The sequence below is a fragment of the Enterobacter sp. RHBSTW-00994 genome (genome assembly GCF_013782625.1).
Lineage (GTDB): Bacteria > Pseudomonadota > Gammaproteobacteria > Enterobacterales > Enterobacteriaceae > Enterobacter.
In genome coordinates this window covers 2,241,950-2,259,718 of record NZ_CP056199.1, presented here as the reverse complement: position 1 = coordinate 2,259,718, position 17,769 = coordinate 2,241,950, and the positions used below count along the sequence as shown (strand labels likewise).

20 protein-coding genes are annotated in these 17,769 nt (G+C 53.1%); 9 read left to right on the top strand and 11 right to left on the bottom strand.

All coding sequences use genetic code 11. The features are described 5' to 3' along the window. A complete protein-coding gene (locus HV346_RS10845) occupies positions 1–1,197 on the top strand; it encodes a sugar transporter (RefSeq protein ID WP_181623487.1) in 1,197 nt (398 codons plus the stop codon). An 82-nt stretch (positions 1,198–1,279) separates the two neighbouring features. On the opposite strand, the gene HV346_RS10840 is transcribed toward HV346_RS10845, so the two are convergent. After that, entirely contained in the window at positions 1,280–1,945 is a 666-nt protein-coding gene (locus HV346_RS10840) for a MarC family NAAT transporter (protein ID WP_181623486.1), read from the bottom strand. A gap of 255 nt (positions 1,946–2,200) precedes the next feature. On the opposite strand from HV346_RS10840, the gene marR reads away from it, so the two are divergent. From marR to marB, 3 genes are read left to right on the top strand one after another with little or no spacing between them, the layout of a single operon-like run. Next, positions 2,201–2,635: a multiple antibiotic resistance transcriptional regulator MarR gene (marR, locus tag HV346_RS10835; RefSeq protein ID WP_181623485.1), complete on the top strand. Its 435-nt coding sequence runs from the start codon at positions 2,201–2,203 to the stop codon at positions 2,633–2,635. Positions 2,636–2,653: 18 nt separating this feature from the next. Beyond that, the gene (marA, locus tag HV346_RS10830; protein ID WP_001303241.1) at positions 2,654–3,034 is read left to right on the top strand and encodes an MDR efflux pump AcrAB transcriptional activator MarA; all 381 of its coding nucleotides are present in this window, start codon (positions 2,654–2,656) and stop codon (positions 3,032–3,034) included. Between the two features lie 32 nt (positions 3,035–3,066). After that, complete coding sequence (marB, locus tag HV346_RS10825; protein WP_181623484.1) at positions 3,067–3,285, top strand: multiple antibiotic resistance protein MarB; 219 nt, start codon at positions 3,067–3,069, stop codon at positions 3,283–3,285. Positions 3,286–3,323: 38 nt separating this feature from the next. On the opposite strand, the gene eamA is transcribed toward marB, so the two are convergent. Then, complete coding sequence (eamA, locus tag HV346_RS10820) at positions 3,324–4,223, bottom strand: O-acetylserine/cysteine exporter (RefSeq protein WP_181623483.1); 900 nt, start codon at positions 4,221–4,223, stop codon at positions 3,324–3,326. 191 nt (positions 4,224–4,414) lie between these two features. Between eamA and ydeE the strand changes: the two genes are divergently transcribed. Beyond that, on the top strand, positions 4,415–5,605 hold the full coding sequence (gene ydeE, locus HV346_RS10815) for an efflux MFS transporter YdeE (RefSeq protein WP_181623482.1): 1,191 nt from the start codon (positions 4,415–4,417) through the stop codon (positions 5,603–5,605). Between the two features lie 42 nt (positions 5,606–5,647). Here the strand turns inward: ydeE and zinT are convergent, their stop codons facing one another. Genes zinT through urtA form a run of 6 tightly spaced genes read right to left on the bottom strand, consistent with a single transcriptional unit; the run spans position 5,648 to position 11,791 of the window. After that, positions 5,648–6,289: a metal-binding protein ZinT gene (zinT, locus tag HV346_RS10810; RefSeq protein ID WP_181623481.1), complete on the bottom strand. Its 642-nt coding sequence runs from the start codon at positions 6,287–6,289 to the stop codon at positions 5,648–5,650. A gap of 52 nt (positions 6,290–6,341) precedes the next feature. Then, entirely contained in the window at positions 6,342–7,040 is a 699-nt protein-coding gene (urtE, locus tag HV346_RS10805; RefSeq protein ID WP_181623750.1) for an urea ABC transporter ATP-binding subunit UrtE, read from the bottom strand. Between the two features lie 9 nt (positions 7,041–7,049). Continuing rightward, positions 7,050–7,847, bottom strand: coding sequence for an urea ABC transporter ATP-binding protein UrtD (urtD, locus tag HV346_RS10800; RefSeq protein WP_181623480.1), 798 nt, complete (start codon positions 7,845–7,847; stop codon positions 7,050–7,052). Next, the gene (urtC, locus tag HV346_RS10795) at positions 7,847–8,920 is read right to left on the bottom strand and encodes an urea ABC transporter permease subunit UrtC (protein WP_181623479.1); all 1,074 of its coding nucleotides are present in this window, start codon (positions 8,918–8,920) and stop codon (positions 7,847–7,849) included. Before urtC ends, urtD begins: the two co-directional genes overlap by 1 nt. Next, entirely contained in the window at positions 8,920–10,494 is a 1,575-nt protein-coding gene (urtB, locus tag HV346_RS10790) for an urea ABC transporter permease subunit UrtB (protein WP_181623478.1), read from the bottom strand. The genes urtC and urtB overlap by 1 nt, the downstream gene beginning before the upstream one ends. A 25-nt stretch (positions 10,495–10,519) precedes the next feature. Then, positions 10,520–11,791, bottom strand: coding sequence for an urea ABC transporter substrate-binding protein (urtA, locus tag HV346_RS10785; protein ID WP_181623477.1), 1,272 nt, complete (start codon positions 11,789–11,791; stop codon positions 10,520–10,522). Between urtA and HV346_RS10780 the strand changes: the two genes are divergently transcribed. Continuing rightward, positions 11,786–11,971: a hypothetical protein gene (locus HV346_RS10780; RefSeq protein WP_181623476.1), complete on the top strand. Its 186-nt coding sequence runs from the start codon at positions 11,786–11,788 to the stop codon at positions 11,969–11,971. The two genes, urtA and HV346_RS10780, sit on opposite strands and share 6 nt — an antisense overlap. Before the next feature lie 21 nt (positions 11,972–11,992). Here the strand turns inward: HV346_RS10780 and HV346_RS10775 are convergent, their stop codons facing one another. Beyond that, positions 11,993–13,096 (bottom strand): cobalamin-independent methionine synthase II family protein, encoded by a 1,104-nt coding sequence (locus HV346_RS10775; RefSeq protein ID WP_181623475.1) that lies wholly within the window; start codon positions 13,094–13,096, stop codon positions 11,993–11,995. Between the two features lie 168 nt (positions 13,097–13,264). Then, positions 13,265–13,666, bottom strand: coding sequence for a rhodanese-like domain-containing protein (locus HV346_RS10770; protein ID WP_181623474.1), 402 nt, complete (start codon positions 13,664–13,666; stop codon positions 13,265–13,267). A gap of 73 nt (positions 13,667–13,739) precedes the next feature. Between HV346_RS10770 and ftrA the strand changes: the two genes are divergently transcribed. The 3 genes from ftrA to HV346_RS10755 all read left to right on the top strand — a co-directional run bounded on the left by ftrA (position 13,740) and on the right by HV346_RS10755 (position 15,729). After that, complete coding sequence (gene ftrA / locus HV346_RS10765) at positions 13,740–14,732, top strand: transcriptional regulator FtrA (protein ID WP_181623473.1); 993 nt, start codon at positions 13,740–13,742, stop codon at positions 14,730–14,732. Positions 14,733–15,052: 320 nt separating this feature from the next. Continuing rightward, entirely contained in the window at positions 15,053–15,358 is a 306-nt protein-coding gene (locus HV346_RS10760) for a hypothetical protein (RefSeq protein ID WP_181623472.1), read from the top strand. Between the two features lie 140 nt (positions 15,359–15,498). Continuing rightward, entirely contained in the window at positions 15,499–15,729 is a 231-nt protein-coding gene (locus HV346_RS10755) for a DUF2554 family protein (RefSeq protein WP_181623471.1), read from the top strand. Here HV346_RS10755 and HV346_RS10750 read toward each other — a convergent pair whose 3' ends face one another. Further along, positions 15,730–17,694, bottom strand: a complete 1,965-nt coding sequence (locus HV346_RS10750) for a U32 family peptidase (RefSeq protein ID WP_181623470.1) — start codon at positions 17,692–17,694, stop codon at positions 15,730–15,732. It lies immediately after the preceding gene. Between the last annotated feature and the right edge of the window lie 75 nt (positions 17,695–17,769).

Here is a 17,769-nt window from a genome sequence, read left to right as displayed (position 1 = left end):
ATGACAACGAACACTGTTTCCCGCAAGGTCGCGTGGCTACGTGTGGTCACGCTTGCCATTGCCGCATTTATCTTCAACACCACGGAATTCGTTCCCGTCGGACTGCTGTCTGACATCGCTGCGAGTTTCCAGATGGAAACCGCTCAGGTTGGCATCATGCTGACCATCTACGCATGGGTGGTGGCACTGATGTCGCTACCGTTTATGTTACTGACCAGCAAGATGGAGCGGCGCAAACTCCTGATTGGCCTGTTTGTGTTGTTTATTGCCAGCCACGTCCTGTCGTTCATGGCATGGAACTTTACCGTTCTGGTGATAAGCCGTATCGGGATCGCTTTTGCGCACGCTGTGTTCTGGTCTATTACTGCCTCGCTGGCTATTCGTCTCGCGCCGGCCGGCAAACGCGCCCAGGCGCTGAGCTTGATCGCGACAGGTACAGCACTGGCGATGGTATTAGGTTTGCCGATTGGCCGCGTTGTCGGGCAGTATTTTGGCTGGCGTACGACCTTCTTCGCTATCGGTGTCGGGGCATTAATCACGCTTCTGTGCCTGATTAAATTGTTGCCGAAACTGCCAAGCGAACATTCCGGCTCGCTGAAAAGCCTGCCGCTGCTGTTTCGCCGTCCTGCCCTGATGAGCATTTATCTGCTTACCGTGGTAGTGGTTACCGCGCACTACACCGCCTACAGCTATATTGAACCCTTTGTTCAGACGGTCGCCGGATTCAGCGCCAGCTTTGCCACTCTCCTGTTGCTGCTTCTTGGCGGCGCAGGCATCATCGGCAGCCTGTTGTTCGGGAAGCTTGGCAATCACCATGCCTCTGCTCTGGTGAGCAGTGCCATTGCGTTGCTGACGGTATGTCTGGTTCTGCTCATGCCAGCTGCAGAGAGTGAGATGCATCTGGCGGTACTGAGTATATTCTGGGGCGTGGCGATCATGATCATCGGGCTGGGTATGCAGGTAAAAGTACTTGCGCTTGCACCAGATGCAACGGATGTGGCGATGTCGCTGTTTTCAGGGATTTTCAATCTGGGAATTGGCGCAGGTGCGCTGGTGGGGAATCAGATAAGCCTGCATATTTCGATGTCAGCGATTGGCTACCTGGGGGCGATCCCGGCACTCGCCGCGCTTATCTGGTCAGTGCTTATCTTCCGTAAATGGCCTGTGAAACTGGAAGAACAGGCACATCACGGGTGAATTTTTTGCCCGACGGCGCTTTGTTAGCACGGGCCTGTACGTCTTCCAGGCCGGGTAAGCGAAGCGCCACCCGGCAATAAACTCAGTGGTAAGTCTTAATAATTTCCAGCACGCCATTAATAATAAACTGCACGCCCATACACACCAGCAGGAAACCCATCAAACGGGAAATGGCCTCGATACCGCCCTTGCCCACCCAGCGCATAATTGCACCTGAACTGCGCAGCGAACCCCACACAATAATGCCAATAAGTGCAAAAATGACGGGCGGCGCGACGGTCACTACCCAGTCCGGGAATGTCGTCCCGTCACGTACCGTGGAGGCCGAGCTGATAATCATCGCTATTGTCCCCGGCCCCGCCGTACTTGGCATGGCTAATGGTACAAAAGCGATATTGGCGCTCGGTTCTGTTTCCAGCTCTTCTGATTTACTTTTCGCCTCAGGTGACTCATGTGCTTTTTGCGCCGGGAACAACATTCTGAAACCGATAAACGCCACAATCAGCCCACCCGCAATACGCAAGCCGGGAATAGAGATCCCGAAGGTATTCATGACCAGTTGTCCAGCGTAATACGCGACCATCATGATGGCGAACACGTACACAGAAGCCATCATCGACTGATGATTACGCTCCGCGCTGTTCATGTTTCCCGCCAGCCCCAGAAATAACGCCACTGTCGTTAACGGGTTTGCCAAAGGCAGTAACACCACCAGCCCAAGACCAATTGCTTTAATCAAATCCAACATAGTGCGTCGCTGTCCTTATCCATAATCAACTTCGCAATTATAGGGGGAAACTGTAGGTTTGAGCCATCAGCACAAGGTAAGGATTATTTACACTCCGTACGATAACTCTTCGTTATGTTTCTGATTTGAAAGCACTCAAGAAAAGTTCATGAAACGTTTTAGCAAATCGTGGCATCGGCCAATTCATTCAGTTGACTTATACTTGCCTGAGCAATAATATCTGCCGTGATTAAACTACTTGCCAGGGCAACCATTGTGAAAAGCACCAGTGATCTCTTTAACGAAATTATTCCACTGGGACGTCTTATTCACATGGTAAACCAGAAAAAAGATCGCCTGCTCAATGACTATTTGTCACCGCTTGATATCACAGCGACACAGTTCAAAGTGCTGTGCTCCATTCGCTGCGAAGTGTGTATCACACCGGTTGAGCTGAAAAAGGTGCTCTCTGTCGATCTGGGTGCATTAACCCGCATGCTGGATCGTCTCGTCTGCAAAGGATGGATAGAACGAAGCCCTAACCCGAATGACAAACGTGGCGTGTTGGTGAAACTCACCCGCGACGGCGCAGCAATGTGTGAGCAATGTCATCAGTTAGTAGGACAAACACTGCACCAGGAACTAACAAAAAACTTAACGGCGGATGAAGTGGCAACGCTTGAGCACTTGCTTAAGAAAATCCTGCCGTAAACAGAAAGAGGTATGACGATGTCCAGACGCAATACTGACGCTATTACTATTCATAGCATTTTGGACTGGATCGAAGATAACCTGGAATCGCCGCTCTCCCTTGAGAAAGTGTCAGAGCGTTCAGGTTACTCAAAATGGCACCTGCAACGGATGTTCAAAAAAGAGACCGGGCATTCATTGGGTCAATACATTCGCAGCCGCAAGCTGACAGAAATTGCCCAGAAGCTGAAAGAAAGCAATGAACCGATCCTGTATCTGGCGGAGCGTTATGGGTTTGAATCGCAACAAACTCTGACGCGGACGTTTAAGAACTACTTTGACGTGCCGCCTCATAAGTATCGCATCACCAGTATGCCGGGTGAATCCCGATACCTGTATCCGTTAAAACACTGTAGCTAATCATCGCCTGTAAAGACGTAACCGAGGAAATCATGAAAGTTATCGCCTCCGCCGCCCTCACCTTGCTGGTGCTGGTCTCCGGCCAGACCTTCGCGGAGCAAACACCCCGTGTAGCACAGCAGAACAATCGTGATGCGATGATCCTGCCCTCTGCACATGACCAGTCACCTTTTGATTTCAATCATATGGGTGCTGGCAGCGACAAATCCGACGAATTAGGCGTGCCATATTACAATCAGCACGACCTCTGATTCGTTTTTGCCCCGCTGATGCGGGGCTTTTTTATGCCTTAATGTCTCACCTGCGTCGCCCGACGCACGCGCAATCCAAAAACGTTAATGTACAGACCGGCCATAATCAGCGCCGCCCCCAGCAACTGCAACGCACTGAGCTGCTCTCCCAACAGTAACGCCGCACTGGCAATCCCCACCACCGGAACCAGCAATGACAGCGGGGCCACGCGCCAGGTTTCATAGCGCCCGAGCAGCGAGCCCCAGATACCGTAACCCACAATCGTGGCGATAAACGCCAGATAGATCAGCGACAAAATGGTGGTCAGGTCAATATTCACCAGGCTGTTGATCATCAACGTCGGGCCATCAAACACAAAAGAGGCTACCATGAACGGTACAATCGGGATCAGTGCACTCCAGACCACGAGTGACATGACGGGAGGACGCGCTTCATGCTGCATGATCAGTTTGTTGAAAATATTCCCGCACGCCCAGCTCAGGCCCGCCGCCAGCGTCAGCATAAAACCGAGCAACGCCACATGCTGGCCGTTCAGGCTTGCTTCTACCAGCACCAGCACACCAAAAACCGCCAGCGTGATCCCTGCCAGTTGCTTGCCCTGTAAACGCTCACCAAAGAAAAACGCCCCGAGAATGATGGTAAAGAAAGCCTGGGCCTGTAACACCAGGGAAGCAAGCCCCGCAGGCATACCAAACTTAATCGCGCAAAACAGAAAGGCAAACTGGCCAAAGCTAATTGTCAGGCCATAACCCAACAGCAGACGAAATGGAATTTTAGGGCGGGCAACAAAAAACAGCGCCGGGAAGGCCACCAGAAGAAAACGTAACCCCGCCAGCATTAATGGCGGCATATTGTGTAAACCGACTTTGATTACGACGAAATTAAGCCCCCATACCACGACCACCAGCAACGCCAGCAGCCCGTCTTTACGCGTCATACCCTGCCCCTGATTATTAAATTTTTGTAAACAGATTCAAGGTAACGAAAAAAAGCGCGAAGGAAAAGATCATTAATTCTGGCAGTCAGGCGAAGCACTTACGGATAAATTAGGTGCTATACAAGCCCCTTATGGCGTGTTACTCCTGATAAGACACAACAAAAAATCATAAGCACATGTCGGACAGGAATATGAAAACATCTCTCAGGCGCTCAACCGCAGCGTTGTTGGCATCCTCATTGTTATTAACCATTGGTCGTGGCGCGACATTGCCGTTTATGACCATCTATCTCACCCGTGTTTACAACATGAGCGTTGAGAATATTGGTTATGCACTGACCATCGCACTGACCATCGGTGTGGTGTTTAGCATGGGCTTTGGCATCCTGGCAGATAAGTTCGATAAGAAACGCTACATGTTGATCTCCATTGCGGCCTTTATTGCCGGGTTTGTAGCGATTCCGCTGGTAGATAACGTCACGCTGGTGGTGATGTTTTTCTCCCTGATTAACTGCGCTTATTCCGTCTTTTCTACCGTACTGAAGGCCTGGTTTGCCGACGTGCTCACACCGAGTGAAAAAGCGCGCGTCTTTTCACTCAACTACAGTTTTTTAAATATCGGCTGGACGGTCGGGCCGCCGATTGGCACGTTACTGGTGATGTACAGCCTGCAACTGCCATTCTGGCTGGCGGCATTTTGCGCCGCGCTGCCCCTGGTCTTTATCCAGCGGTATGTGCAGAGTATTGCAGCAGATACGGTTCAGGAGACAACGCCGTGGCAGCCTTCGGTGTTACTGCGCGACCGCGCCCTGTTCTGGTACACACTCTCTGGCCTGCTCGCGTCATACGTAGGCGGTTCTTTTGCAACCTGTATTTCCCAGTATGTTCTCGTCGCCAACGATGACAGTGATTTTGCGCAAAACGTGGTGGCCGTCGTGCTTCCGGTTAACGCAGCAGTTGTGGTGACGCTTCAATACATCATTGGCCGCAAAATTTCCGACCGTAATATTCGCCCGTTGATGGCCATCGGCACGCTGTTCTTTGTGCTTGGGCTGGGCGGGTTTATGTTCTCTGGCAGTAACCTCATTTACTGGGGCGTCGCGGCGGCGGTCTTTACGCTCGGGGAGATTATTTATGCTCCGGGTGAATACATGTTGATCGACAACATCGCCCCTCCCGGTATGAAAGCGAGTTACTTCTCCGCACAAGCGCTGGGGTGGCTGGGTGCGGCGGCAAACCCGATGATTACCGGTATCATTCTGACCCATCTGCCGCACTGGTCGCTATTTGTGATTATGATGGCGGCGATTGTGATTGCCTGGCTGATGATTTTACGCGGAATGAGCGTGAAGGCGTGGCGCGAAGAGGTAAAAACAGCCTGAACGGCATGCGGGGTGGCGCGGTTACCACCCCGCATGCGTGGATTAGTGGTGGAGCATCTCGTCCACAACCTGCTCTTTGTACATCTCGTTCGGGTAGTACGTCGGCCAGTTATCCATCTCTTTTAACAACGCTTCATGGGATGTGTTGCCCATAAAGATATGGAAATGGCTGGACGCTTTCGGCCCAATGATATGATCGCTGAACTGGACAAACTTCGGTGCTTTACTGGTGGAATCCTTACATTCGAACAAATAACGAACGCCTTTCTTCCCTGAGGTATAGGTCAGGATTTTGTAGCCGCTGTAATCGTAATGACAGCTGCTCACCTCTTTGCCTTTGTGGAACTCCATGACATTGTTTTCAATACCAATGGTTTCCACGTCGGTCGCATACCCTTTGCGGTAATAGGCTTTAACCTCATCAAAGGATTTGCTTTTATCCTTTTCCGCTTTCTTCTTAAACACCGGGTCCAGCGCACCGTCAACTAAGTAAGGATAAACGGACTGCCAGACACCGTCCCAGTCAGACAGCTTCCGGTCTTTAACGTCTTTATCTTCAAACACGCCGTTCGCCGCTTTCTGTTCCGCTTCGGTCATCTGGTGACCGTGTGAATGGGCAAACAGCTGGCCGCTGACCAGCAGCGCCCCCAGAGTCATTGCAAATTTCCCAATATGTGCAGCCAAAACAAAACCCTCACTCCGTTTTATAAGAGCGAGAATGTTATATTATAACATTTTAGATCGCAACCCGTCCGCGCACACCTTCCTGCTCCATATTTTCACCCCGGCCACGCTGAATGATCGTCCCTCGGGACATGAGCAAGTAGCTATCGGCCAGCTCTGCTGCAAAATCGTAAAACTGCTCCACCAGCAGAATCGCCATATCGCCCCGGTCAGCAAGTTTACGGATCACCAGGCCAATCTCTTTGATTACTGAAGGCTGAATGCCTTCCGTGGGTTCATCCAGAATAAGCAGTTGAGGACGACTCGCCAGCGCACGTCCAATCGCCAGCTGTTGCTGCTGCCCCCCGGAAAGATCGCCCCCTCGGCGATGCTTCATCTCTTTTAAAATGGGGAACAGCTGCCAGATCTCCTCCGGTACGTTTTTCGCTTCCCGCGCCGAAAACCGGGACAACCCCAGCAGAAGGTTCTCTTCAACGGTTAAGCGCGGGAAGATTTCGCGCCCCTGAGGCACATACGCCACCCCCGACTGCACCCGCTGGTGCGGTTTACTGTGCGTGATGGGTTTCCCCTGCCACATCACCTCTCCGGTACGTGCCGGGATCAACCCCATCAGACATTTAAGCAGCGTGGTTTTTCCAACCCCATTACGCCCCAGCAGACACGTAACTTCGCCAGTCACCGCCTCAAAACTTACACCCCGCAGGATATGGCTCCCACCGTAATACTGATTCAGTTCGTTAACCTGTAACATCATGGCTCCTTAGCGTCCCAGATAAACGTCTATTACCTGCTCGTTGGCCTGCACGTCGCGAAGCGAGCCTTCTGCCAGCACCCGCCCCTGATGCAGGACCGTCACATGATCGGCAATGGTTTCCACAAAGCCCATATCGTGCTCCACCACCATCAGGGAATGTTTTCCCGCCAGCGTACGAAACAGCTCTGCCGTGTACTCGGTTTCGGCATCGGTCATTCCTGCTGCGGGTTCATCCAGGAGCAACAGATGCGGGTCCTGCACCAGCAGCATTCCGATTTCAAGAAACTGCTTTTGTCCATGAGAGAGCAACCCGGCGCGCCTGTCCCGTTCACTGCTCAAACGCAACAGCACCAGCATCTCATCGATGCGATCAATCTGTTCGCTATTCAGTTTTGCCCACAAACTTGCCCAGACAGATTTGTCACTCTTCATCGCCAGTTCAAGATTTTCTGATACCGTCAGCGCTTCAAACACCGTCGGCTTCTGGAATTTCCGCCCGATGCCCTGGCGGGCGATGGCGGCAGAATCAAGGGCCGTCAGATCAACCGATTGATCATAAATCGCCCGCCCGCTCTGAGGCCGGGTTTTGCCGGTGATGACGTCCATCAGCGTGGTTTTGCCCGCACCATTTGGTCCAATCACACAGCGCAGTTCGCCAACACCAATATTCAGAGAAAGATCCGTCAGCGCCTGAAATCCATCGAAATTAACGTTTATCGCCTCAAGCTGTAGCACGGGATCGGTCTGGTCACGAAACCGATCACCCGGCAACTGACGGGTAAACAATCCTTCGGCTGGCTGCATTATTTCTCTCCCTTACGAAACAGTCCGTAGACGCCGCGCGGTAAAAACAGCGTGACGGCGATAAAAATCAGCCCCAGAAACAGTTGCCAGTATTCCGGCATCGCAACGGTAAAAATACTTTTCGCACCGTTTACCAGTGCCGCGCCAATAACGGGACCAACCAGTGTGCCACGCCCGCCCAAAGCCACCCAGATGGCGGCTTCTATCGAGTTAGTGGGCGACATTTCACCGGGATTGATAATGCCAACCTGCGGGACATACAGCGCCCCCGCCAGGCCGCACAACACGGCGGAAAGCGTCCATACCAGTAGCTTGAATCCGCGCGGGTCGTAGCCACAAAATGTCAGCCGGTTTTCAGCATCGCGCACGGCCGTTAAAATCCGGCCAAACTTGCTTTTTGCCAGCGCAAACCCAACCCCCAGAGCCAGGAGCAGTAACACGACGGTCGCCAGAAAAAGCGCGATACGCGTTGAGGTGGCGGTGACGGAAAAGCCCAGCAGTGTCGTGAAACCGGTAAAGCCGTTATTGCCGCCAAAGCCCGTTTCATTGCGAAAGAACAGCAACATTCCTGCATAGGTCAGCGCCTGGGTCATGATCGAAAAATAGACGCCTTTGATTCTTGAACGGAATGCAAACCAGCCGAAGACCAGCGCCAGCAGACCAGGAACCATCACAATCAGCACCAGCGCCCAGGCAAAATGCTGCGTTCCCCACCAGAACCAGGGCAGCTCACTCCAGGAGAGAAATGACATAAATGCGGGAAGCCCTTCACCAGACGCCTGGCGCATCAGGTACATCCCCATGGCATACCCTCCAAGCGCGAAGAAAATACCGTGCCCCAGCGATAACATCCCGGCATACCCCCACACCAGATCAAGCGCGACCGCCACAATGGCATAACAGAGAATTTTGCCGGTTAAGGTCAGCATCCAGGTCGATAAGGCCAGCGGATGGCTGGCAGGCAATAAGGCGAAAAATGGCATAATCAGCAAGAGTGCGACCAGCAAACAGCCGACAATTTGCGTCGTCCGTGGCGCTTTGCGCGCCAGCGTTAAGGTAAGTGGCTGGCTCATTAGTCTGTAACCCTCCCTTTCAGGGCAAACAATCCCTGCGGACGTTTCTGAATAAACAGTATGATCGCCACCAGAATCAGGATTTTACCCAGCACCGCGCCCATCTGTGGTTCAAGGATTTTGTTGAAAATGCCCAGACCAAAGGCCGCCGCGACGCTGCCGGCCAGTTGACCAACACCCCCCAACACCACCACCAGGAAGGAGTCGATGATATAGCCCTGGCCCAGCTCCGGCCCGACGTTACCGAGCTGCGAAAGTGCCACACCGCCCAGACCTGCAATACCTGACCCAAGACCAAATGCCATCATGTCAACGCGACCAGTCGGTACGCCGCAACAGGCCGCCATACTGCGGTTTTGCGTCACGGCACGCACGTTCAGACCCAGACGGGTTTTATTCAGGATAAGCCAGGTAAAGAACAGCACCAGCAGGACAAAACCCAGCACCACAATCCGATTCCACGGCAGCGTCAGGTTGGCAAAAACCTGCACCCCGCCGGAGAGCCAGGCCGGGTTGGCGACCTCAAGGTTTTGCGCACCGAATGTCATGCGCACCAGCTGAATGATCATCAAGCTGATGCCCCAGGTGGCGAGCAGGGTTTCCAGCGGTCGGCCATACAAATGACGGATGATCGTCCGCTCAAGTATCATTCCCACGGATGCCGTGAGCATAAACGCAACCGGCAAAGCGACGACCGGATAAAGCGTCAGCCACTGCGGGGTAAACTGCGCCATCCCTTGCTGAACCATCCAGGTGGCATATGCGCCCAACATCAGCATTTCGCCGTGAGCCATGTTGATAACACCCAGCAGGCCATAGGTGATCGCCAGCCCCAGTGCAGCCAGAAGTAAGACCGACCCAAGAGAAAGCCCCATAAAGGCTTGTCCGAGTATGTCGCCCCACATCAGGCGATGCTGGATGTGACGCAGGCTCTCTGTGGCAGCCTCCCGAACGGTGGCATCCGGCTCGGTCTGGGCCTGCGTAAACGGTGTGAGTTTCGCCTGAACATCCGGATCATCAGACTGCCCCAGCAGCCCGACAGCCTTACGACGAATATCCGCCTGCGGACTGGTTAACTGCAGGTTGGCAAGCGCCAGCATAAGCGCCTGACGCGCCACGCTATCCGTCTCACCGCTCACGCGTTTTTGCAGAAAATCGAGCATATCTGGCTGGGCATCACGCTGAAGTTGCCGTGCGGCAACTCGCCTTTCCGTTACGTTGTCACTGACAAGCTGATGCGTTGCCAGCGCCGTCGCGGCCAGCACCCGCAGGCGGTTCGTCAGGCGAACGGCTTTGGTCTGCCCCTCAGCCGCCGTCGACTCCCCCAGGGCGATCATCGCGTCGTTGTGGCGAGCAAACGCATGCTTCTGACTGTCGACGTACAGATTTTCCTTTTGCAGCGCCTGAAGCAACGGCAGCCGCGTCGGATCGGGCGCGGCTGCCCACTGCTCCAGCATCGCAGCCTGCTGGCTGCGATTTGCGGCAACAAAAACATCGGCATCCGCTGCCTGCACCATCCCTGGCAGCAGTCCGGCAAGCCACACTATGGCGACAAGAATGCGCATGGCGTTCATGGCTTTTCTCCCTTATGGCATCAGCTTAATTGCTGGCGGTTTTCATCGGCTGGTCAGGCTTTTTATCGTTCCCGGCAATGTAGGGACTCCACGGTTGAGCACGCACCGGCTTATCCGTTTGCCAGACCACGTTAAACTGCCCGTTGCCTTCGATTTCCCCGATCATGACCGGCTTATGCAGATGATGATTGGTTGCGTCCATCGTCAGCGTAAAACCGGACGGCGCTTTAAAGGATTGCCCTGCCATCGCGGCGCGCACTTTGTCCACGTCCGTCGTCCCGGCTTTTTCCACCGCCTGGGCCCACATGTGGATGCCCACGTAAGTCGCTTCCATCGGGTCGTTGGTCACGACGGTATCGGCATTAGGCAGCTTATGGGCTTTGGCATAGGCTTTATAATCCGCCACAAAGGCCTGGTTAGTCGGGTTATCAACGGACTCGAAGTAGTTCCACGCCGCGAGGTTACCCACCAGCGGTTTGGTATCAATGCCGCGCAACTCCTCTTCCCCCACGGAGAATGCCACGACCGGAACATCGGTCGCCTTCAACCCCTGGTTCGCCAGCTCTTTGTAGAATGGAACGTTGGAGTCGCCGTTAATAGTCGACACGACTGCCGTTTTGCCACCCGCAGAGAATTTTTTGATATTGGCGACAATGGTTTGATAGTCGCTATGACCGAACGGGGTATATACCTCTTCGATATCTTTATCCTGAACGCCTTTGGAGTGGAGGAATGCCCGGAGGATCTTGTTGGTGGTGCGCGGATAAACGTAATCGGTTCCCAGCAGGAAGAAGCGTTTCGCACTGCCCCCATCTTCACTCATCAGGTACTCTACCGCCGGGATCGCCTGCTGGTTCGGTGCTGCACCGGTATAGAAGACGTTCGGAGACATCTCTTCACCTTCGTATTGCACCGGATAGAACAGCAGCCCGTTCAGCTCTTCAAAGACCGGCAATACCGATTTACGTGAAACCGACGTCCAGCAGCCAAACACCACCGCGACCTTGTCCTGGCTCAGGAGTTGCCGGGCTTTTTCCGCAAATAACGGCCAGTTAGATGCCGGGTCCACCACCACCGGTTCCAGCTTTTTACCCAGCACACCGCCTTTGGCGTTGATCTCATCGATCGTCATCAGCGCGACATCTTTCAAGGGCGTTTCAGAAATGGCCATCGTGCCGGACAACGAGTGCATGATCCCAACTTTGATGGTATCGGCAGCCTGGACGCCAAAACTCATTCCCATGGCGACCACAGAGGCCGACAGTGCAAAAGCTTTTAACAAGGTACGACGGTGCATATTTTCACTCCTGAAAAGAAAGCTGCGCTAAACGTCCATTACGGCATGGACGCAGAAAATAAAAACGTCAGCTTGAGGAGAGCAAAAAAGATGCCAGGGTGGAAGATGCGGATTTTCAGGGATGAGAAAAGAGAATTCGGAGAAAACGACTCAGGATGGTACAACGCTGCACTTTTATAATGCAGCGTTGTACCAGAGGCATTACCAGACGTCGCTGGCGATCTGCGTCACCAGACGCACTTTATCCCACTGTTGCGATTCGCTCAGGGCGTTCCCCTCTTCGGTGGACGCAAAACCACACTGTGGGCTGAGGCAAATCTGATCTTTTGCCACGTACTTTGCCGCCTCTTCCAGCCGCGCCTTCACGCCCTGTGGGTTTTCCAGCTCGCCATTTTTGGTAGTGATAAGCCCCAGCACTACCTGCTGTTTGCCCGGACGGACAAAACGCAATGGTGCAAAATCACCGCTACGGTCATTGTCATATTCCAGGAAGAAGGCATCCACGTTTACCGTACCGAACAGGATTTCTGCCACAGGCTCATAGCCACCTTCAGATATCCAGGTTGAACGGAAGTTACCGCGACAAACATGCAGGCCGATGGTCAGATCGTCCGGTTTGCCTTCCAGCGCTTTGTTCAACACGCGGGCATAAATGCGCGCCAGTTCATCGGCATCATCGCCACGCTCGCGGATTTGGCGGCGCTGATCGTCGGAGCAAAGATAAGCCCAGACGGTGTCATCCAGTTGCAGGTAACGGCAGCCCGCCGCGTAAAACGCCTGAATTGCATCGCGCCAGGTGGTCGCCAGATCGTCAAAATAGGCGTCCAGATCCGGGTAAACCGTGGCATCAATATCTTTACGACCGCCACGGAAATGCAGCACGCTCGGGCTTGGAATGGTCATTTTCGGCTGCGCATTACCGCTGATACTTTTCAGGTAACGGAAATCCTCCAGCATTGGATGATCACCAAAACCCAGTTTCCCCGTTACGCGTACGCCATGGGCTTTAGTCTGCACGCCATTGAACTGGATGCCCTGCTGCGAATCGTAGCGTTCAACACCCTGCAACCCATCAAAGAAATCGAAATGCCACCATGCACGACGAAATTCACCGTCGGTCACCACATGCAACCCACAGGCGCATTGTTGTTCGACAACATGACGGATCGCCTCATCCTCAACAGCACGCAGTTGCCCGGCATCAATCTCACCGCTGGCAAACTGCAGACGGGCCTGTTTGATGGCATCGGGACGTAAAAAACTGCCGACTACATCGGCGCGGTATGGGGCGTGTTGTCGCTGCATGGAAATCTCCTTTGTCTGCTGGCGATAATTGCCAACAGTGATAATTCATTATTTGAACCTTTAGACTTCTGGATGTCTAAATGTCCAAAAAAGATGTCATATCTGCTGCTTCACGACAAACGAGAAAATTTCACCTGTATTGAAAAAAATTCATGTTCGGCAGGAGGATCATGAAATATCACTGGCGAATGCCAGGTTCTCGTCCTCCCAGCCGGTGATGCCACCAATCATGATTTTGACCGGCAACCCCAGACGCGCGAGCTTTAATGCCGCTCTGTCCGCGCCGTTGCAGTGCGGACCGGCACAATAAACCACAAAAATCGTCTCTACTGGCCATTCCGCCATACGTTCAGCCGTCATCTGTGACCACGGCAGATGGATGGCCCCAGGAAGGTGGCGGCGTGCAAACTGTTCCGGTTTACCCACGACATGCAGCAACACGAAATCCTGCTCATGGTTTGCCAGCGCATGATGCACATCCGCGCAATCCGTCTCAACACTCAGACGACGCAGAAAATGTGCGACGGCTTCCTGCGGTTCAGCAGTTGGAAATTCAGTAACATAACTCATGACCCTTCCTCCTCTTTGGCGTTTGTGTTAACACTACTCTATCCAAAAATTCATCCGGCGAATGTATCCACTCATGCCAGAAAACAGCAAAAAGATGACAACGTTAAGACCGGTTTTTCGCCCGCGCGTGGTCGTCCTGGCCTATGACGGACTCTGTACCTTTGAGTTTGGCGTCGCCGTTGAGATCTTCGGCCTGCCGCGCCCGGAGATGGGCGATGACTGGTATCGTTTTGCTGTTGTCGGAGTTGATCGCGGTGAGCTTCGCGCAACAGGTGGGATCAGGATGCTTGCTGACGGTGATCTCAGCCTTCTTGAAGAGGCCGATTTGGTGGTGATCCCTGGCTGGCGTGGCGTGGATTCACCTGTTCCTGCTGCGCTGAGTGAAGCACTGAGGGAGGCCAGTGCCCGGGGCTGCCAGATAATGTCAATCTGTTCCGGCGTCTTCGTTCTTGCCGCATCTGGCCTGCTCGACGGGCGAAAAGCTACCACACACTGGCGTTACCTTGAGCAACTCAAAACGCGTTTTCCGGCCGTCACCGTCGTGGAAGATGTCCTCTATCAGGATGAAGGCGACATTCTGACTTCAGCGGGTAGCGCGGCAGGGATTGATTTGTGCCTGCATGTGGTCCGTCGGGACTACGGTATGGAAGCAGCCAACCATGTTGCGCGTCGCCTGGTGATCCCACCGCACCGGGATGGCTCGCAAACACAGCAGCTTAGCCGCCCAGTGGCACAACTGCGGGAAAGCCAGCGTATTGGACAACTGTTCGACTTTCTGCATCAGCACCTTGCGCTTCAGCACAGTATTGACTCGCTGGCGCGGCGTGTCGGGATGAGTCAACGCACGTTCCTGCGCCGTTTTCAGGATGCAACCGGAACAACTCCCTCACGCTGGCTGCTCAATGAACGTCTGTTACGGGCAAAAGATTACCTGGAAAATAGTCGATTAAGCATCGATAGCATTGCGGAACAGACCGGCTTTGGTCAATCAGCCACATTGCGACACCACTTCCGTCAGCTTTATGCGATCTCCCCAGGAGAATATCGTAAACAATTTCTCCGTTAATTCCGCTAACCACCGAAGTACAGGCAAAAAAAACCGCCAGAAACTGGCGGTAAATGCTTGCATGGATAGATCTGTATTTCTTCTCTGGGTTCCCGACATTCCCTGCCGGGTTGGATCTGATGTAACCCTAACACTGGAAAATTCAATGAAGGCTAAACAAACGTTTTAACCATGCTGAAATTTCGCGATTTCAGTCTGCATATTTCTCTCTTTCCGCTGCAAATCCAGGCCGAATCTGAATATCCCAGGTCATCCACATTTTCTCCATTTTTCGGTGCTGAAATCACCGCCGTTAAATAAACGAGAAAGGAATTATCGACATGAAAAAATTTGCCACACTTACCGCGGTCATTGCGCTGGGGCTCTCTTCTCATGTATTTGCAGACAACAAACCGCCCGTCCAGCCTGAGAAGCCCCCCATTCAGCATAACGAAAAGCAACCACCACGAGATGGCAAACAACCACAGCATCAGGGCAAAGCACCGCAGCAGCATCTGAACGGCGATAAGACTCAGCATCACAATAATAAATCGCAACATGATGGCAAACGCCCGCAGCATAATGACGGTAAACGGCCGCCAAAAGAGGGTAAAAAACCGCTGCCACCGAAAGACGACCGCCGATAAAATGCAGGGGCACAACGCCCCTGTTTTATTTTAGCCACCACAGTAATTGACAATCCCTTTGCGCTAATTTGAATTATTGAATAATAACTCTATGAAATTACCCTCATGATAGCCGTGAAATATCATTCAGCGGTGAGATAATGTTTAAAAAAGGGTTTTCAATCATGTTGTTGATCTGCGCATTATTCTCAGGTCAACTGATGGCGGGGCATAAAGGGCATGAATTTTTGTGGGTCAAGAATGTCGACCACCAGCTTCGTCATGAAGCCGACAGCGATGAGTTACGCAGCGTTGCCGAAGATTCAGCAGACGGTTTGCGCGAACACCACCACTGGCAGAAATCACGCAAACCCGAGACTCACTTTCGCTAATTAACTGCCTTTACGTTTCGGCAGCGTCTTCATCAGATCTTCCGGACTGACGGATGCCACCACACTTCCCGGTTGTGGCATTTTAAAGATGTGATTCTTCATCTTGCCAATCACATGCATTTCACACGGCCGGCAGTCAAATTTCAGCGTCAACACCTCGTCACCATTCACCAGCTGCATAGGCGTTGCCTTCCAGCTCTTAATGTTGCCTTTTGCCTGTTTCGGACACAGATTAAAGGCGAAACGCAGACAGTGTTTGGTGATCATTACCGGCACGTCGCCCTTCTCTTCATGTGCTTCATAAGCGGCATCAATCAACTGCACGCCATAGCGATGATAAAACGCACGCGCTTTATGGTTGTATACGTTTGCGAGGAAGGATAAATGCGTATCGGGATAGACCGGCGCAGGTACGGAAACGGCCTTACGGCTACCACGCGGATACTGAGCCAGACGTGCCTCATCCAGCCTCTCCGTCGTTTCGCGACGGAACTGGTTCAGGAGGCTATTCGGCACAAACAACGCGTCCGGTAAATTGACGTCGATATTGCGCGCGTAATAGATCGTCTGACCGAGTTTCGCCACGCCATCCTTCAGGCTGTTCAGTGCTTTTTCGGCATGATTAGCCACGTCGAACTGACCGTCAAGGGTATGCGTTACGCTGACGCCCTCTTCACTAGTCATGGTCAGGATTAGCTGTTCCTTCCAGCCTCCCAGTTCGATATCCACGGCAACACGACGCTCGCTGGAGGTCTTTAGTAATGCCTGTTGCCAGTTGTGATCAAGGTTGCGGTTGAGGGCGGCATTGGGGCGTGCTTTGTATAAGTCAGCAGGCATTTCATTTGGCCAGACGCGGTAGCGATTTTCACCGGTTTTTTCCACCGTATTCGCGCGGAATCCGACCACTTCACGCTTGATCATCACGTTCAGACCATCGCCATTTGCCAGTGGCTCCGTAACCTGAACATCCAGATGATCTTTCGCCACTTTCAGCACTTCACCGACCGGTAAGCCGATAAATTTCGGCGAATCGAACGCACCGATATCCCCTTTACGCGCATTAACAAAGTAATCGGTGCTGCCACGGTGGAACGTTTTGTCTGTCGACGGGATAAAGAAATGCTCGGTACGTCCGGCTGACGCACGCGCCAGGTCGCCACGATCGTCAATGATGGCATCCAGCATCTGACGATAATGCGCGGTGATGTTCTTCACGTAGCTCATGTCTTTGTAGCGCCCTTCAATCTTGAAGGAACGAACGCCTGCGTCAATCAGCGCAGCCAGGTTGGCAGTCTGATCATTATCTTTCATCGACAACAGGTGTTTTTCAAAGGCAACCACCCGGCCCTGATCGTCTTTCAGGGTATACGGCAGGCGACATGCCTGAGAGCAGTCCCCCCGGTTAGCACTGCGACCGGTCTGCGCATGTGAAATATTACACTGACCGGAATACGCCACACACAACGCGCCATGGATAAAGAACTCGATAGTCGCATCCGTTGCCTGGTGAATATCGCGGATCTGATTCAGGTTCAGTTCACGGGCCAGCACAATCTGGGAGAAGCCGACATCGGAGAGAAATTTCGCTTTTTCGACCGTACGGATATCACACTGAGTGCTGGCGTGCAGTTCAATCGGGGGAATATCCAGCTCCAGCACGCCCATATCCTGAACGATCAGCGCATCAACACCGGTCTGGTACAAATCGGTAATCAGTCGCTGCGCAGGTTCCAGTTCATCATCATGCAGTATGGTGTTCAGCGTCACGAACACTTTCGCCCCATAGCGATGGGCAAAAGGCACGAGAGCGGCGATATCGCTCAGGCTGTTGCTGGCATTATGGCGAGCACCAAAGCCAGGCCCGCCAATGTAGACGGCATCCGCGCCGTGAAGGATAGCCTCACGGGCGATGGAGGCGTCACGCGCCGGGCTTAAGAGTTCGAGATGATGGGATTGCAGGCGCATACGTCGTCGTTATCCGTTATGGTCAAAATGGCGGCTATTGTAGTCAGAAGTATGCGACAGCGAAACCGTTTTGCG

Coding starts and splice junctions, on each gene's coding strand:
- HV346_RS10840 (WP_181623486.1), bottom strand. CDS start 1,945: ATGTTGGATTTGATTAAAGCAATTGGTCTTGGGCTGGTGGTGTTACTG.
- urtA (WP_181623477.1), bottom strand. CDS start 11,791: ATGCACCGTCGTACCTTGTTAAAAGCTTTTGCACTGTCGGCCTCTGTG.
- urtD (WP_181623480.1), bottom strand. CDS start 7,847: ATGCAGCCAGCCGAAGGATTGTTTACCCGTCAGTTGCCGGGTGATCGG.
- marA (WP_001303241.1), top strand. CDS start 2,654: ATGTCCAGACGCAATACTGACGCTATTACTATTCATAGCATTTTGGAC.
- urtE (WP_181623750.1), bottom strand. CDS start 7,040: ATGTTACAGGTTAACGAACTGAATCAGTATTACGGTGGGAGCCATATC.
- marB (WP_181623484.1), top strand. CDS start 3,067: ATGAAAGTTATCGCCTCCGCCGCCCTCACCTTGCTGGTGCTGGTCTCC.
- HV346_RS10750 (WP_181623470.1), bottom strand. CDS start 17,694: ATGCGCCTGCAATCCCATCATCTCGAACTCTTAAGCCCGGCGCGTGAC.
- HV346_RS10770 (WP_181623474.1), bottom strand. CDS start 13,666: ATGAGTTATGTTACTGAATTTCCAACTGCTGAACCGCAGGAAGCCGTC.
- HV346_RS10845 (WP_181623487.1), top strand. CDS start 1: ATGACAACGAACACTGTTTCCCGCAAGGTCGCGTGGCTACGTGTGGTC.
- urtC (WP_181623479.1), bottom strand. CDS start 8,920: ATGAGCCAGCCACTTACCTTAACGCTGGCGCGCAAAGCGCCACGGACG.
- ftrA (WP_181623473.1), top strand. CDS start 13,740: ATGCCAGAAAACAGCAAAAAGATGACAACGTTAAGACCGGTTTTTCGC.
- eamA (WP_181623483.1), bottom strand. CDS start 4,223: ATGACGCGTAAAGACGGGCTGCTGGCGTTGCTGGTGGTCGTGGTATGG.
- ydeE (WP_181623482.1), top strand. CDS start 4,415: ATGAAAACATCTCTCAGGCGCTCAACCGCAGCGTTGTTGGCATCCTCA.
- urtB (WP_181623478.1), bottom strand. CDS start 10,494: ATGAACGCCATGCGCATTCTTGTCGCCATAGTGTGGCTTGCCGGACTG.
- HV346_RS10755 (WP_181623471.1), top strand. CDS start 15,499: ATGTTTAAAAAAGGGTTTTCAATCATGTTGTTGATCTGCGCATTATTC.
- HV346_RS10760 (WP_181623472.1), top strand. CDS start 15,053: ATGAAAAAATTTGCCACACTTACCGCGGTCATTGCGCTGGGGCTCTCT.
- HV346_RS10775 (WP_181623475.1), bottom strand. CDS start 13,096: ATGCAGCGACAACACGCCCCATACCGCGCCGATGTAGTCGGCAGTTTT.